Source organism: Rhodocytophaga aerolata, from assembly GCF_030503435.1.
GTDB classification, from domain to species: Bacteria; Bacteroidota; Bacteroidia; order Cytophagales; family 172606-1; genus Rhodocytophaga; species Rhodocytophaga aerolata.
Map to the genome: position 1 here is coordinate 27,493 of NZ_JAUKPO010000037.1, position 15,708 is coordinate 43,200.

The 15,708-nt window shown below is 39.3% G+C and carries 12 protein-coding genes; 5 read left to right on the plus strand and 7 right to left on the minus strand.

Annotated features, from left to right (window positions below):
• Positions 1 to 368 precede the first annotated feature (368 nt).
• Positions 369 to 860: a peptide-methionine (S)-S-oxide reductase MsrA gene (gene msrA / locus Q0590_RS31455; RefSeq protein WP_302041632.1), complete on the plus strand. Its 492-nt coding sequence runs from the start codon at positions 369 to 371 to the stop codon at positions 858 to 860.
• A 342-nt stretch (positions 861 to 1,202) separates the two neighbouring features.
• On the opposite strand, the gene Q0590_RS31460 is transcribed toward msrA, so the two are convergent.
• The 4 genes from Q0590_RS31460 to Q0590_RS31475 all read right to left on the minus strand — a co-directional run bounded on the left by Q0590_RS31460 (position 1,203) and on the right by Q0590_RS31475 (position 7,078).
• Positions 1,203 to 1,895, minus strand: a complete 693-nt coding sequence (locus tag Q0590_RS31460; RefSeq protein ID WP_302041633.1) for an aspartate/glutamate racemase family protein — start codon at positions 1,893 to 1,895, stop codon at positions 1,203 to 1,205.
• Between the two features lie 906 nt (positions 1,896 to 2,801).
• Positions 2,802 to 3,512: a class I SAM-dependent methyltransferase gene (locus Q0590_RS31465; protein ID WP_302041634.1), complete on the minus strand. Its 711-nt coding sequence runs from the start codon at positions 3,510 to 3,512 to the stop codon at positions 2,802 to 2,804.
• Between the two features lie 695 nt (positions 3,513 to 4,207).
• On the minus strand, positions 4,208 to 4,696 hold the full coding sequence (locus Q0590_RS31470; protein WP_302041635.1) for a hypothetical protein: 489 nt from the start codon (positions 4,694 to 4,696) through the stop codon (positions 4,208 to 4,210).
• A gap of 1,710 nt (positions 4,697 to 6,406) precedes the next feature.
• On the minus strand, positions 6,407 to 7,078 hold the full coding sequence (locus Q0590_RS31475; protein WP_302041636.1) for a hypothetical protein: 672 nt from the start codon (positions 7,076 to 7,078) through the stop codon (positions 6,407 to 6,409).
• Between the two features lie 152 nt (positions 7,079 to 7,230).
• Between Q0590_RS31475 and Q0590_RS31480 the strand changes: the two genes are divergently transcribed.
• The 4 genes from Q0590_RS31480 to Q0590_RS31495 all read left to right on the plus strand — a co-directional run bounded on the left by Q0590_RS31480 (position 7,231) and on the right by Q0590_RS31495 (position 10,877).
• Complete coding sequence (locus Q0590_RS31480; protein WP_302041637.1) at positions 7,231 to 7,524, plus strand: hypothetical protein; 294 nt, start codon at positions 7,231 to 7,233, stop codon at positions 7,522 to 7,524.
• Positions 7,525 to 7,956: 432 nt separating this feature from the next.
• The gene (locus tag Q0590_RS31485) at positions 7,957 to 8,781 is read left to right on the plus strand and encodes a class I SAM-dependent methyltransferase (protein ID WP_302041638.1); all 825 of its coding nucleotides are present in this window, start codon (positions 7,957 to 7,959) and stop codon (positions 8,779 to 8,781) included.
• A 378-nt stretch (positions 8,782 to 9,159) separates the two neighbouring features.
• The gene (locus tag Q0590_RS31490) at positions 9,160 to 9,900 is read left to right on the plus strand and encodes an SDR family oxidoreductase (protein WP_302041639.1); all 741 of its coding nucleotides are present in this window, start codon (positions 9,160 to 9,162) and stop codon (positions 9,898 to 9,900) included.
• A gap of 44 nt (positions 9,901 to 9,944) precedes the next feature.
• Positions 9,945 to 10,877 (plus strand): helix-turn-helix domain-containing protein, encoded by a 933-nt coding sequence (locus Q0590_RS31495; protein WP_302041640.1) that lies wholly within the window; start codon positions 9,945 to 9,947, stop codon positions 10,875 to 10,877.
• 167 nt (positions 10,878 to 11,044) lie between these two features.
• Here the strand turns inward: Q0590_RS31495 and Q0590_RS31500 are convergent, their stop codons facing one another.
• The 3 genes from Q0590_RS31500 to Q0590_RS31510 form a co-directional block, all read right to left on the minus strand.
• Positions 11,045 to 13,168: a xanthine dehydrogenase family protein molybdopterin-binding subunit gene (locus tag Q0590_RS31500; RefSeq protein ID WP_302041641.1), complete on the minus strand. Its 2,124-nt coding sequence runs from the start codon at positions 13,166 to 13,168 to the stop codon at positions 11,045 to 11,047.
• A 92-nt stretch (positions 13,169 to 13,260) separates the two neighbouring features.
• Positions 13,261 to 14,268 carry an FAD binding domain-containing protein gene (locus Q0590_RS31505; RefSeq protein WP_302041642.1) on the minus strand — a complete coding sequence of 336 codons (1,008 nt, stop codon included), beginning with the start codon at positions 14,266 to 14,268 and terminating at the stop codon, positions 13,261 to 13,263.
• Entirely contained in the window at positions 14,265 to 15,086 is an 822-nt protein-coding gene (locus Q0590_RS31510; protein WP_302041643.1) for a 2Fe-2S iron-sulfur cluster-binding protein, read from the minus strand. The genes Q0590_RS31505 and Q0590_RS31510 overlap by 4 nt, the downstream gene beginning before the upstream one ends.
• Positions 15,087 to 15,708: the final 622 nt, after the last annotated feature.

Below are 15,708 nucleotides of genomic sequence, written 5' to 3' on the forward strand. Positions count from 1 at the left end.
TCTAAATATGTAAAGAAAATTAAAGTTGGGCTGGTTCAAACCAAGAGTTTCAAGAAAGGGGAGGTTATTTTAACTATGAATTTTTGTAACATTTATTTGAACATGGACTATAGGTATATCTACAGTGGGTATGTATCTTTAGGTGTATCCCATAACAAATAAAAGTTTTATGAGTTGACTATAGTATCACTAATGACTATCTGTTCTCATGAGCCCGCTCCTTCTTAGCTTCTCTACCACCTATGGTATCACTGATATGTGTACGGTATTGTATGAATGCCACTTCACTACTAAAATGGATGTGTGAACTACCAAAAGCCATCTATTAAGGGATTCAATAGAGAAATTATTAACCTAACACAATGAATATGGAAAATTTAAAAAAAGCATACTTAGCCGGAGGCTGTTTCTGGGGGATGGAAGATCTTTTTCGAGTCCGTCCGGGAGTAAAAGATACCGAAGTTGGCTACATAGGAGGATCAAATGAAAATCCTACCTATCACAATCATCCAAAACATGCCGAAGGCCTTGAAATTAGCTATGATGCAAATGAGACATCATACAGGGAACTATTAGATTATTTTTTCAGAATTCATGATCCAAGCACAGTAGATAGGCAAGGTAATGACATAGGCTCCAGTTATCGTTCAGCATTGTTTATCCAGAACCAACAAGAAAGAAGCGATGCAGAGGAAATTATCCGAATCGTTGATGAATCGGGACGCTGGCCGGGTAAAGTGGTAACGACGCTAGAGCCTTTCACTCAATTTTGGCCTGCTGAAGAGTACCATCAGGATTACCTTGTAAAACACCCAAATGGGTACACCTGTCATTTTGAGAGGTTTGGAACATTCTTGTAAAATCTTCAGCTTGTATTGGCATGTTAAGTCCTACATATACTTAACATGCCATTTTTTTATACCAACAACAACCAATGTTATATTGACTTGAAAGAGTATTTGTCTGCAAGCGTTTCAACCCATCTGAAAAATTATGTGAGATAAAATTCAAGCCATGAATTCTATTGTAATTATTCCATCTTGATGGTTACCCCAAAGGGGAAGTTAAGTTAACATTCTCTGTGGCTTTACTTATGCGACGTCTAGTTAAAAAGGGGCTCAAATAACCCGGTTTTGTATATAGCAAGTTCATAGACGGTTAAGGTCACTCCATGAACCCTTATAAGATAGTGGTAGTTGTTACTATTGTAACGCCATTTCAACCGCTTTTTCTGCATGAATTCTCGTTGTTTGAAATAAGTCCACGCTAATATCACTTGGGCTGATTAACAGTTCTATTTCTGTACAGCCTGAAATAATGGCTTGAGCTCCGTTTTGAACTAAATGGTCTATGATTTCCAAATAGCGTTGTTTAGACTTGTGGGTAATGATTCCTTTGACTAATTCTTCATAAATGATTCGATGAACATCCACACGTGCTTTCTCATCGGGAACCATCGTCTCAATATTGAATTTGTTTTTATATCGTGCTTTTAAAAAGTCCTCTTCCATTGAAAACCGTGTCGCCAATAAGCCAAGTCTGTTATAGGATTTTTTTTGTATTTGCTCTGCTGTGGCATCCACAATATGCAAAAAAGGTATGTTGATACTGTGCTCTATTCGCTCTGCCACTTTATGCATGGTGTTGGTGCAAAGAAGGATCATGTCGGCACCACCGAGTTCAAGTTTTTGAGCCACGGAAATCATTTTTTTAGCAAGTAAGTCCCAAGATCCTGTATGTTGTAGGTGGGCAATTTCGGCAAAGTCCACTGAGTACATCAGGCAGTTGCAAGAATGGACACCCCCTAATACATGCTGTATTTTTCTATTGATGATTTGGTAGTACAACGCTGAACTTTCCCAAGACATCCCACCTATAAGCCCAATTGTCTTCATGTTTTGTCTCTATTATTTTAGTTTTTGCTATCAAATTTGCACTACTTGTCAGCCTAACAGTTTTTTAGGCAAATATTCACAGGAACACTTTCTTAGAGTAGGGTCCCTGGTCTTCCTTTTAAATTACTCCAAAGGAGAAGGTAAATTTACTTTCCTTTGGGAGTAACTTAAATGCCAATTAATATTTCCTGACCGCTTGATGAAATAGGATAAGCCTACCAGCACTTATATCGATACTGCTAAATACCAGGCTGCCAACGGGGATACTTTGACCAAAAGAAGGGCATCTTCGCTTTTCATTTGAAGACCAAAGCTTTCTTTGTATTTTCCAACAGATTAAGCCTTGCAACTTTTTGGAAATGGGGTAAATTCTGCTTGTTAACAATGGTTCTGGCAATAATATATACTCGAAGCCCCAAGGTACATACAATAAAAAATACCATAAGAAACATAGCAGGATGCAAAACTAAGTTAGTAGCTATTTCCATAAACTTGATCGTTTTCTTGAAAATATAAACATACACAGATAAAGCTAATGATAATGCTACTATTTAAGGTAGTTATATAACTTTCTAAAGAATTTTTTTTCTCAATGAGTGAGAAAATACATTTATTATACTTAGCTGATTTATGCACTAAAATAGATGAACTAGAAAATGGTGTTCCCTTTTAAAAATGGAGAGTAAAGAGAGCGTGTTTAGCATCTAGTTTGTTAAGTTTCAGGAAAGGGGGAAATAAATTAACTCCCTTTTCAGGTAATCACTCAAGGAATCGTTCTCTAAGATGAATTCAAATGTTTTTCTTTAGTCTATCCGACGACCTACACCGCTGAAGTACCAGGTAAAACGCTCCATCTACAATCACAACCCCATCATTGGCATGTACCTGCAAGTTCCTCCCCTCTGTTCAATCCCTTGTTTTCTGAAGCAATAAACAGGTAAGATGATGCAATTGCGTCTTTTCTACTTGAATACTTGGCATCAAGCGTTCACCAAAAGCCCATAATTCTCCGCTAAAGACTTTATAATAAGTTTGCTCTATAATTTTAAATGACGTCTGCGTAAGCCATTCATTGATTTCATTTCTGGAGTATATTTGGGTGATGAAGCTTGCCTGCTGATCTACTCGGGCAGCCGGATGTTTATAAATATCCCCATGATAGTGATGCTCATTGTAGGGAAAGGTTAATATCAAATACCCGTCCTTTTCCAGCAGTTGATGCACATTGTTGACAGCCATCTGATGATCTTTGATGTGTTCTAACACACTTAAACAGGTAGCAAATTGAAATTTATCTTGCAGTTGAGGCTGGACAATGTCATCTTTGAGTATTTTATAATGCCTATTAAAGTAATGACTCCAATACAGATCTATTTTATCAATGGCTGTGATCTGATAGCCACAATTGGATAGCAGATGCGGCCAGGAAGATTGGCCTGAACCAATATCAAGAATTTTCCCTGTACACAATCGCTGTAAACAAGTAAAGGCAAAGCTATACTCAACGGGTCTTTCATTAATGGTTTGAAAAGGTCTTTTGCGCTGTTCTAGCCTCAGTAAGGGTTCCAGATAGAGTTTTCCAATAAAGTTATAGGCATTTACAAAAATTTTCCTCATTTGTTAAAAGTTTAAATACTACAATCCCCTGTTTTTATGTACAGGTGTCTTTGAAACGCGGTCATTCTTGTTTATAGTATATTTTATTATTAGTTCAATTCAAACCTTATCAGTGGGTTAGCAAGAGGTGTTTGGCTACCTGCAATTCTACTTCTTGCTTCTCTGTTTCAGTTTTTTTAGGGTGTTAAGAAGGAAATCAGATAAAGGATGAAACTAGTAGGGCAAGAGGGGAAAATAATAGTTTGAAACTTTCTTTCCCCTCTTGCCCATTTTTTAGAGGCCTCAGTAATGAAAGAAGGTTAATTTAATTCCCCCTTTGGCTTTACTGTAAAAATGAGCAAGCGGGGAAGAAGTTGATTTAAAATCGTATCCAGCAATTACTTCCTTTCCCCTATATGAAGTTTCTTGGAAGTGGCGGTTATTGGAGACTTGAATCTAAGCATAGGTACAGTCAAAGATATATAGGCGAAAGGAAATTTGCAGATAAGTAGTGCTTTAGTGCCTTTATCCAACTTGTTTGGTTATGTAACTGTACTTGGCACCCTTACCAATGACAAGCTAGTATGTAACTTGCATGTTATATTCCTGTTCCATGAGCTACTACTCAACAGAGGTTAGCGAAGCCCTTTGATTTTAAATGAGAAAAGCCGGATGAGTCCGGCTTTTCTTTTATCTAACATAAATTATTCAAGCAATTATTTCTCTTTGGCTGTTAATCCAACTGGTATTAAGAGATTTCCTTTATCATAGAGGTTAATATAAATATTAAGGGTATCACTGCTGCCCTCCCAGTAAACTCTATACAAATCCAATAGACCTGTATTATCAAATGGTCCATTAGGGGTCTTAAAGGCACAACAACTACCTGCTCGATAATATTTAATCTCTTCTCCGTTTGGACCGAGCAGGCCGTTTAAAAATCTTCTTTGATTTCTAGGTCCACTACTTTCCTTGCTACCTCCTACTTTGATCGGATTAGCTTGGTTATAGCCATACGTTTTATCATTACTAGCTTCAGTCAGATAATACGTATTGTCATTTAAAAACTCTACCTTTTTGGTGCGTGTATCTCCTGCTGCAGTTTTAGCAGAACCTGATTTTTGGCTACTTGCACATCCAAAAAGAAAAGCTAAGCCACATATAAAAAATGCTTTTTGTATGTTGAAAAATTTTATATAGTGCATGACTCTGTTAAATTTGCACTTATATACCATTGATTACTGCCAAGGTAACACAGCCTAGCTTTATAGCTGCAATTCTACTTGCCACTCTATTTAGGAAAAGAAATCCAAACAGATTAGAGAATGGGTTAAAGGGTAGAATAGCTATAATTCTATTTATTTTCAAACTCATTGAAAATAAGTATTGATAAGTTTTAGGCAAGGATAAGTCTTTTCTACTTGGTTATTTACCCCTAGGTGTCAGACCCCTATTTTTCATACAGATGTATAAAAGAAAAGTGAGTGGGATCTATCCTTAATTATATGTATGGAGTGGTTACCGGAAAGGGGGAATCACGGTAACTTCCTCATTGATACTACTCCATCTTTGAATGTAAAAATGGACTAGAGGGGAAATGAGATTTTTAAAACTTTACTTTCCCCTCTAGCCCCTTACATATCATATTGGCCTCTATAAAGCGTTAAAAGTTGTAAACATGAAAGTAGGTAGAAAGAGGAAAGCTTATGACCAAATGAAGAAAACTCCGTCCTAGCCTAATTTTTCGGCTATCAGCTTTCATTATTTTTGATCGTTTCGCTCACAGCTATCATTAAGTAATATTATGGCTCTCCAGATTGGAAGGCCAGTTAAAACTAAATATAAACATACTGCTGAATAAAAGTAGTGCGTTATCAAACAAACTAAAATACCTTTAATGGGGTATTGTATAAAATAAATAAAAAGCCTCTCCAAAAGAGAGGCCCTTTATAGTATGTTCAAACTTTTAACTTCCGTAAAAATACGGATACGAATAGATTGTGTACAATAGGTATTAATACGTAAAAATAAAAAAGCCCCTCTGAATGAATCGAATGGATGAGAATATATAGGTACAATTCATAGATAGGTTATTTCTGCCGATCATAAGACCGACCGGATAATGACCAAGAACGGAAGGGATCGAGTTTAATCCCTTATTTGCCTTCGTATCGGCCGCCGATCCTATAGGTCTTTGTTGTAATTTTGGATAGTTAATTTTACCACCCCTTTGGCTTTACTTCTTATGTAAGTGATTTATTGGGAGGAGATCAATGAATATAATACTCTACTAGCAAATCACCCTCGCAGGCCATCATAGAAAGACAAAATAAATGGCCAGTTTTATTGTATTTCAACAGATTTTACAGTACATTTATAATGTAAAAAGTATCTGATTCATTAACACCCTCGAATCATATTTCCTTCCATACTTTTCACTAGGCATAGGCGGTGAGTCTAGTCTTTTACCAATCAATCTGAAAGTATTTTAATTAATCCCTGCTTTCTTGTTGGTTCCCACAACCTTGTAACCTTCTTCGGTTATCATGCTACCATCTCTATTAGAAATGCTATTCCTATGCTTTTCAGAATCTATTTTCATCTCCAAAAAAACTAAAAGAAAAAAATCCAACAGTAAAAAATCAAAAAAGAAGAAAGGCGACACGCACCGCCATGTACCTATCAAGTCACTAATTGATTTAATCAATAATGCTTTAGAACTTTATAATAAAGATGTTTTCGAAGCGGTACTTGACATTATTAGAGAAATTACTAATAATCTACTAAACTAGTTGTAGTGGATAGTAGCCGGAATATATCCGGCTACTTTACTCAATAATTTCTTCTATGATCCAGATATCCTTAATGTTCAGCCCAGAACTACTTCTTATGGAGTAGAGGAAATAAAAAAAGTCTTAAGAATTAAAGGTTAAACTAGGCCAAAACCGCTCTTTAAGAGCTTCAAAAAGTTCGGTTACTGACCATAAAGGAATATTTGACTCATGGCTTGAGTTTGGATCCGACATTGTCATTATTGTTGTTCCTGTTCTAAATCTGCCATTATCGAAAGCTACTGGGTACAGAATAGATGAAAGCATAGTAGGAAGATTATCTTTATGTGGAAAAGTTAAAGCAAAGTGTGCTGCAACTTTATTTCTCCATATATCAACCTCATTCAATTCTACAATAGATTTAATATACTCATTACATGTTTCTTTAATATTGTTATGTGCTTTCTTAGTTTCAATATCAGTAAGACTTATCGAAAGATCGGCTTGAGAAATTTTACCTGTTTCTTTTCCAACAATAAACCCAGCTAATCTAGCATAGTTCATAATGGAGATGGAAAACCAATAGAATAGACTAGGAAGGGTATTATACAATTCTTCTGGAATATGTTCATGAGCACCCCAGATATATACATTACTTCTTTCTGATGCAGGTTGAATTTTTAATTCATGTGGTCGTATGGAATTATAAATTAGGATTAAACCATGTACTAAGCTTATTAAAGCATTAGTTTCATTTACATATTTATTTCTATCTACTTCTATATTTAGAACATTATCAATTATGAAGCTATTCATTGAGATATGAGATTAATTAATTAAAATAATAAAAAAGCCCAAACTTCACCTAGGCTTTCAATATCTCTAATTTAAATTATTTACTTTTCACACTCATAGGTATAACAGGCCATCATTGGAAAGCCTTTCAAGAAAACAATCTGGAAGAAGTGATGGCAGATTATACTGAAAACTCTATCCTCAGCACACCGGGCTCTACGTATAAGGGATTAGCAGCAGTAAGAGGAAATTTTATAGCTTTTAAGGCTTTTTCTATTCAGCAAAATCCACTCAATCTCAATAATACCGTGGTTGAAAGGGATATAGCTTATATCCTTTGGCAAGCTAATACACTAACCTTTAAACTTGTGTTTGCTACTGATACCTTTTATCATTTAGGATGGAACAATCATCAACTAAACCTACGGCGGATTCTCATAAAGCAAATAGAGATACAGTTAAATTAACTACCCCTTTCTTGAAACTCACTAAGAGGGGCAAGAAGGGGAAAACATAGCTCACTAATTCAAATTTCTTCTTTCTCCTTTTGTCCTCTTTTTTAGTAAAAGTAAATTGCTGTTTTTGTCTATCTGTATCAGGACAAGACCAACTTAAAAACAGCCTGTTCTTCTCTTGTTTTGCTTACCTAAAATTACGTACTTGCAGCATCAAATTATCTTACTAACATATAGCCACTTTTCTTTCATTATAGCTCTCCCAGAGCTTGTATGATCACCTATTGTTAATTCATAACAGCAGCAAACCTATATTTTAGTAAGAACTTATGCAGGTATATCCTCCTGTAGGTAGCTCTAGCTTAGCTTACCTACCAATATTTCTTTATCAGATTTTTCATTGCTTGTTGGTTTTTCCCAAAAAACATTCATCCTCCCATTGCTATGAAACCACAAAATTTGATCAATAGCGAGATTGAAGCGTTTTATTGTAAAGTTTCTGATGAGGATCGGTATACAAAAGGACTTGGTCCTTTAGAACTAGAAAGAAACAAAACGCTCATAGGTCGTTACATAAAATCACCTAAACGGGTGGTTATAGATGTAGGAGGAGGGACAGGAATCTATTCCCAATGGTTAGCAGACCTTGGCCATCAGGTGCATTTAGTAGATCCTGTGGCCAAACATATCCGTAAGGCTAAAAGTAGGATGAGTGAACATAAGCAAAAATTCACTTGCTATCTGGGAGAATCCAAAAGGCTTTGCTTTGCAGATAATTTGGCAGATTTGGTCCTTGTTCATGGTCCCCTGTATCATCTTCAATCCGGAAGTGAGCGAATAAAGGCCATCAAAGAAGCTAAAAGAGTGTGCAAGAAAAATGGAGTGATCCTGGCAGTAGCCATCAACTATGCTTCTTATACGCTTGTAGGTCTTTTGAACGGCATGATTCATCAGCAGGGATTCTATCAGATGTGTAGAAGCCATTTGCTGACCGGTTTGCACAACCCTCCACAAGATAATCAGGCATTATTCTTACCCCAGGCTTTTTTTCATAAACCTGATGAATTGATCAATGAGTTCAAGCAGGTAGATTTACGGGAAATAGATTTGATAGCCGTGGAGGGGATGAGTTGGTTAGATAAAGACTTTTTTCAAAACTGGGAAAACCCGGTGAAAAAAAAGGCACTCATGTCTCTTTTAGAGCTAACCGAAAAGGATCCATATTTAATTTCCCTGAGTCCGCATATGATGATTGTTGGCAGAAAGTAAGGTGTATGAGGGACTTATTATCAGAGGGTATCTATCCTGCACTCTTCAGGGAGTAGCCTGCAGATCATTTTTCTTCTACCAATTGTTATCAGTACTAAAGGTGCGTTTTTGTGTTTCATCATACGCCCCTTTCTTGTGACTTAAGAAAACCTGTGTTCTTTTTATCTCCATCTTAACGTGGGAACTCATTTTATTCCTATTAGTTTAATTTGAACCTTTCCGAATGCGAAAAATTGAACTTCTGTCATTCCAGGTTTAAAAGACTCATATTAAATAACTGTGAACCTTGTTATTTGCTACTTCGACTACATTTTTAACTATTTCGGCTACACTGTTGTATTCTGTATTGCAGAACTTTGTCCTATACAACGAACGAACATGAAAAGCGCAATAGAAGATAAAGTTATAGTAATTACCGGTGCCAGCAGTGGCATTGGGGAAGCAATGGCAGACCTGTTAGCAGCCCGTGGTGCCAAAGTGGTACTTGGTGCACGTAGAGCTGAGCGTTTAAAGCGGATAGCCAATCGTATTGGGGAAAATGGCGGTCAAGCAGCATATATGGAAATGGACGTAACGCGACGAGAGGATTTAGTAAAACTTACAGCAGTAGCCATTGAAAATTTCGGCAGGTTGGATGTGATGATCAACAACGCTGGTATTAGCCAGCTATACCGGATGGAAGAACTGGACCTTGATGGATGGGAACAAATGATCGATGTAAACCTGAAAGGCACACTTTACGGCATTGCGGCAGCCATGCCCATATTCAAAAAACAAGCATCAGGCCACTTCATCAATATTATATCCACGGCCGGTATCAGTATCGTCCCAACAATGGGAGTGTATGCAGCAACTAAAAATGCGGTACGCACCATCAGTGAAGCTTTGCGGCAGGAATCAGAGGGTCGCTGGCGCGTAACCGGTATCTCGCCAGGATATGTGAGCACTGAATTCGTAAGCAACATCAAAAACGAAAGCATGAGAACTACTATCCAAAAACAAGCTGATCAGATCGCCATTCCGGCAAGCGCCATTGCACAGGCGGTCGCCTATGCGATTGAACAGCCAGACAATGTGGACGTGGGAGATATTGTAATCCGACCCACTGCTCAAAACTGATGCGATCTTTTTTATATTTATATCACTGAAATAAGTAAACGATCATGAAGCAGTCGACTGATGTTAGATTAATCTTTAGCAGTATCGCTGATCTGATGCAGCGGCTTGGCTTGCCGGCACCCTTGCATCCGTTGATCACCCTGATCGATTACGATAAACAGCCAATGGATCTTACCGATGCCGGCCATTGGTTTGAACTCGATTTCTACAAGATATCCTTTAAAAAAAGTTTTCATGGTAGTGTGAAATATGGCCCCAGGCAATATGATTTCAAAAACGGTGGTCTGGCGTTCTTGGCTCCTCATCAGCCGGTCCTGCTTTCAGGCGACCCTACCGACCATGAAGGGTATGCCCTGTTTTTTCATCCTGACCTGTTAGCCCAACATGGGCTGGCACAATCCATTCATAGCTATGGCTTTTTTTCGTATGCTGTCAGTGAGGCCTTATTTCTTTCCGAAAAAGAAAAACATGTCGTTGCCTTACTTTTTGAGGCAATGGCAAGGGAACTGGAAAATAATATGGATCAATTCAGTCAGCAGGTGCTAGTTTCGCAGCTTGAATTACTGCTCGCTCATAGTAACAGATTTTATAACCGGCAGTTTCTCACGCGAAAGGGGGTATATCATGAGCTGATCAATCGCATGAACCTCTATCTCAATGATCGATTAGATAAGCAAGATGGGTTAGAGATTGGCTTACCTTCTCCACAGGAGGTAGCCCAGCACTTGAAGGTCTCCCAACGATATCTTTCAGATATGCTCCGCTCGCTAACAGGCAAAACTACTCAGCAACATATACATTTGTTGCTCGTAGAAAAAGCAAAAGTATTGCTCAGCCAGACCACACTCACTACAGCTGAGATCGCCTATGGATTAGGTTTTGAGCACCCGCAATCGTTTAATAAATTGTTCAAGCAAAAGACAAAGGTATCTCCTAGTGCATTTAGGCGAGGAAGTTTTTCAAAAACAGGTGATTAAGAGTAGACTAAACACAGCCATAGGTTAATGGTTTTCTCTGATCCTCCCACAAAAATGCGGACAATAAGTTAAGCATCAATTCTGGTACAGATAGAATTTAAACGGTAATAATAAAGGGGGAGTTAAAGCAACTATACTTTACTTTCCACAATAAACCTTTTCGTTATTTACAATAACTTATCTGGGGTAATGGGCAATTCACGAACCCGTTTTCCGGTTGCATTAAAAATGGCATTGGCTACTGCTCCTGCCACTCCTACAATACCTACTTCACCAATTCCTTTTACTCCTAATGTGTTTGGCTTTGTGTCTATTTCATTAATAAAAATGGTTTCAATTTTTCCAATATCCAAATTAGAGGGAACGTGATATTCTGCCAGGGAACGGGTAACAAAATTTCCCCAGCGTGGATCGAGTATAGATTCTTCGGTAAGTGCCATGCCTATGCCCCATACACATCCCCCGATAATCTGGGAACGGGCTGTTTTCGGGTTCAAAATCTTTCCGGCACCTGTTACTGCCAGAAAGCGGGGAACTCGTACCATCCCGGTATATTTGTTTACCCACACTTCTGCAAAATTAGCATTAAAACTATGGGCAGAATACTGGTCTGCATCTGCAGGTGGTTTGGCATCCATCCTGGTTTGAAATTCGGCGATATTTTCTGAAACCATTAATGATGCAGCTGTTGGCCTGGCAAAAAACTGTTTGCCGGATTTAGCTAGCAACTCATCGGTAATTTTATTGCAGGCATCGTTTACGGCATTGGCAAAACTGGCAGCGCCTACCGAACCTACCGAACCAGCGGCTGGGGGTAAGGACGAGTCTCCAATATGTACGGTTATATTTTTAATTGGTATACCCAACGCATCGGAGGCGGTTTGTGCAATAATGGTGTGTGTACCGGTGCCCAGGTCGGAGGCAGCTAGTTCAATAGTTGCTTTTACGTCACTACCTTTGCGGGATAATTTTACAATGGCTGAAGTATCCCGTTGCCGGGCAGGATAAGACCCACAAGCCACACCATATCCAATTAAATATTCTCCCTGTTCCTGTTGACGTGGTTCCATTTTTCGCTTTTCCCACCCGAATGCTTTGGCTCCTTCCTGTAAACACTGAACGGTAGTGCGTGATGACCAGGGTTTGCCATTTGATGGATCTTTGGCAGGCTCGTTTTTAATCCGGAATTCGATTGGATCTATTTTCAGCTGATAGGCCAGTTCATCCATAGCCGATTCGAGGGCAAAACTGCCGGTAGACTTTCCTGGTCCACGGGTATAGGTGGGTAAAATGATGTTCATGGGTACTACCCGGTAGGAAATGAGAGAATTAGGCGTCTCATACATCACTTTAGAACAGTCGCCACAAGGTTCCACAAACTCATTATTAATGGCACTATGTGTAGTTGTTTCATGTGCCAAGGCAGTCAGTTTACCATCTTTGGTTGCCGCCAGCCGGATCTTTTGCTGATTTTTCTGGCGAAGCCCCACTGAATTAAACATTTGCTGACGGGTAAGCGCTAATTTAACAGGGCGATTAACCGTTTTAGCTGCCACAGCTGTAAGTACCAGGTTTGCCCATTGTCCTCCTTTTGACCCAAATCCTCCACCAATATGCGGCGTAACAATGCGGACATTTTCAGGTTTTATATTCAGCGTAGCAGCTGCGGCAGTTTGTGCTCCATTCACAATCTGAGATCCATTATACAACGTCACTTTTTCGCCTTCCCAGAAAGCAATGGTGGAATGAGGTTCCATCGGATTATGGTGTTCAATAGGTGTTTCATACACAGCTTCCATTTTGAACTCGGCATTATTGAAAGCACTTTCTACATCACCCCGGATGGCATCGGCTTTCTCTTCTTCTTTGGGTAAAACTGCTTCTTTGGCATGTTTTGCAAAATCTACTTTTGCTTCCCCTTTTTCATACGTTACCTTCACAAGCTTTGCTGCATAACGGGCTTGCTCAAAAGTTTCGGCAACCACTACACCAATATGCTGGCCATAGAATTCAATATCTGGACTTTGCAGTAAAGCTCCTCCCCGGATGCCACCTTTCGCATTTAATTTGGGTGCATTTTTATGGGTGATCACAGCTAACACACCAGCTGATTTTTCTGCGTCCGTTGTATCCATTTTTGTAATCTTCCCAGCGGCGATGGTGCTCTTAAAAATAACGGCATGTGCTGTATTTTTGAGTATATAATCTGTGGCATAGGTAGCAGTTCCGGTTACTTTCACTATGCCGTCTATGCGGTTTATGGCCTGACCAACATTCTTCACTTCACTCATCTGGATAAGGTTGTTTGTGTGGTTAACATTGTGGTGTTTGCTTCAATTAGTAGTAGGCGATGTAAATCCTGCTATTTATTTTGTAAGGTAACTTACGCTTTTCCTCCAGTCATAGCCTGCATCAAAGCTCTGGTTATGGCACGTTTGCCCAATTCAATTTTAAATTCGTTGTGTTCCAGTGGTTTTGCACTTTTCATTTCCAGTTCGGCCGCTTGTTTAAAATTGGCTTCAGTAGCTTCTTTGCCAATCAGGAATTTTTCGGCTTCCAAGGCTCGCCAGGGTTTATGGGCAACACCACCCAGAGCTATTTTAGCTTGCTTTATGCGGGTACCCTCTAATTCAACGCCGGCAGCTACAGAAATAAGCGCAAAGGCGTAACTCGCCCTATCCCGTACTTTCAGGTAATAAGAGGTATTGGCAAAATTATTTATTGGAATTTCAATGGACGTAATCAGTTCGCCCGGATTCAGCGTATTATCTTTCTGGGGCGTATCTCCCGGCAAACGGTGGTAGTCGGTAAAAGGAATGCTCCGTTCTTTTCCATCTGCACCTTGCACTTTCACTACCGCATCCAGAGCTGCCAGCGCCACACACATATCCGAGGGGTGAACTGCTACACAAGCTTGGGACCAGCCAAAAATGGCATGCATCCGATTGATACCTTCAAGAGCCCCACATCCACTTCCCGGTTCACGCTTATTGCAGGGCATGGAGGTTTCATAAAAATAAGGGCATCGGGTACGCTGATTCAGATTCCCGCCATTAGAAGCCATATTCCGGATCTGTGCAGAGGCACCAGCTAGTATTGATTGTGTAAGCAGTGGGAAATTCTGCCGGATTAACGGATGATTGGCGGTGTCTGTATTTTTACCTAACGCACCGATAGTTATACCTCCTTTATTTACACCAGTTGTAATTGCTTTCACCTCAGTCAGTACCAGGCGGGTAATATCTACCAGCTCAGTGGGTTTTTCCACATCTTCCTTCATCAGATCAAGCAGGTTAGTTCCTCCTGCCAGGTATTTTGCATGGGGATTTGCTTTCAGCTTTTGGGTGGCAGCAGATACAGTGCTTGTGGGCGTATAAATAAAAGGTCTCATTTGTTGTCGTTTTTGGGTAGATCAGAGGTGTTGCTTGCTTGATTGTCATCCACAAATTGCCAGTTTTGGGCTACTCCTTTGCCAGTATGTACTTCGCGGATGGCATCTACAATGTTAGGATACGCCCCGCAACGGCAAATATTCCCCGACATTCTTTCCCTGATCTCCTCCTCTGACAGACTAACGGCCCCTTTACTCGTTTGAACATTGGCTGTTACATAACTCACTTCTCCATCTTTTGCTTCACTGAGTAAAGATACGGCTGAGCAAATCTGACCGGGAGTGCAATAGCCGCACTGAAACCCATCGTGCTTGAGAAAGGCAGCCTGCATGGGATGGAGTTCACCGTCTTTAGCTAAACCTTCAATGGTAGTAACCGATTTATTGCTACAACTTGCTGCCAGCGTAAGACATGAAAGTACCCGCTTGCCATCTACTAGTACCGTACAGGCACCACATTGTCCATGGTCACATCCTTTTTTTGAACCAGTTAATTGCAATCGTTCACGAAGGGTATCCAGTAAAGTCATTCTGGAATCCAAGGAAAGAGATTTTTTTGCACCATTAACTTTAAATGAGAGGGTAACAGCATTTTCAATGCTTTCTATAAATGGTTGAGTAGCTGGGCTGGCAAGTAGTTCTTGTCCCCCAAATAGCTCAAAGGCCAGAATACCACCACCTGCCATGGTGAGTTGTTTTAGAAAATTCCGCCTGGATTCTCCAAACTCCGAAAGGTCTGATACATCTTCTGATAAGATTTCTGAAAGTAATGCTTTTTCGTCTTCGGTGAGTCCCTCGTTTTGATTCTCTTCTGTCATTGATTCATTTGATTTTGAGTGGGCAAAATTAAATCTGCAAAACCTAATAGCCTGGCTTGTATACAACCGATTTTTGTTGATCCTTGTTTTGGACTATCACCTCGCTCACAAATCCGGAAACCGATATCGCACTTGATAAAATAATTACCTCAGTAGGGACTCAATTGTGAAAGGAGGGAAAGTAAAACATAGGCAGGCCGGAATAAAAGAAAAGGATTAAAAGAAATCTTCACTAGCCTAAGCTCCTTTCCGATTTTCCTCTAATCCTTTCTTAAGAGTTAATATTTATTTCTAAAGTATTAACTACAGAATAAATATTCATACGGGATTGAAAAACAAAAGTTACACAGGAGATGCATAGTTTTTCACCTACCTTGTATAGCTGTTGGCTATGAGTCATACGTAGAGTGCTTTAGGTTAACTCACCCATTATTGAGGCCTCACAAATGGGTATAAGAGGAAAGATAATATTATATGGAATTAAGAGGTACATTATTCACCCACCCTCTTGCCTATATATGAAAGTAAGTTAAAATAACTTCCCCTTTCGGGTAACTTCAATCCTTCCTATTTACTATGATAGAGTGAATGTTTGTTCTTCTTTGGGTTTGTCCGAAAAACA

Bases quoted from the DNA above. Each gene is read 5' to 3' on its own strand.
- msrA (WP_302041632.1), top strand. From the start codon at position 369: ATGGAAAATTTAAAAAAAGCATACTTAGCCGGAGGCTGTTTCTGGGGG.
- Q0590_RS31460 (WP_302041633.1), bottom strand. From the start codon at position 1,895: ATGAAGACAATTGGGCTTATAGGTGGGATGTCTTGGGAAAGTTCAGCG.
- Q0590_RS31465 (WP_302041634.1), bottom strand. From the start codon at position 3,512: ATGAGGAAAATTTTTGTAAATGCCTATAACTTTATTGGAAAACTCTAT.
- Q0590_RS31470 (WP_302041635.1), bottom strand. From the start codon at position 4,696: ATGCACTATATAAAATTTTTCAACATACAAAAAGCATTTTTTATATGT.
- Q0590_RS31475 (WP_302041636.1), bottom strand. From the start codon at position 7,078: ATGAATAGCTTCATAATTGATAATGTTCTAAATATAGAAGTAGATAGA.
- Q0590_RS31480 (WP_302041637.1), top strand. From the start codon at position 7,231: ATGGCAGATTATACTGAAAACTCTATCCTCAGCACACCGGGCTCTACG.
- Q0590_RS31485 (WP_302041638.1), top strand. From the start codon at position 7,957: ATGAAACCACAAAATTTGATCAATAGCGAGATTGAAGCGTTTTATTGT.
- Q0590_RS31490 (WP_302041639.1), top strand. From the start codon at position 9,160: ATGAAAAGCGCAATAGAAGATAAAGTTATAGTAATTACCGGTGCCAGC.
- Q0590_RS31495 (WP_302041640.1), top strand. From the start codon at position 9,945: ATGAAGCAGTCGACTGATGTTAGATTAATCTTTAGCAGTATCGCTGAT.
- Q0590_RS31500 (WP_302041641.1), bottom strand. From the start codon at position 13,168: ATGAGTGAAGTGAAGAATGTTGGTCAGGCCATAAACCGCATAGACGGC.
- Q0590_RS31505 (WP_302041642.1), bottom strand. From the start codon at position 14,268: ATGAGACCTTTTATTTATACGCCCACAAGCACTGTATCTGCTGCCACC.
- Q0590_RS31510 (WP_302041643.1), bottom strand. From the start codon at position 15,086: ATGACAGAAGAGAATCAAAACGAGGGACTCACCGAAGACGAAAAAGCA.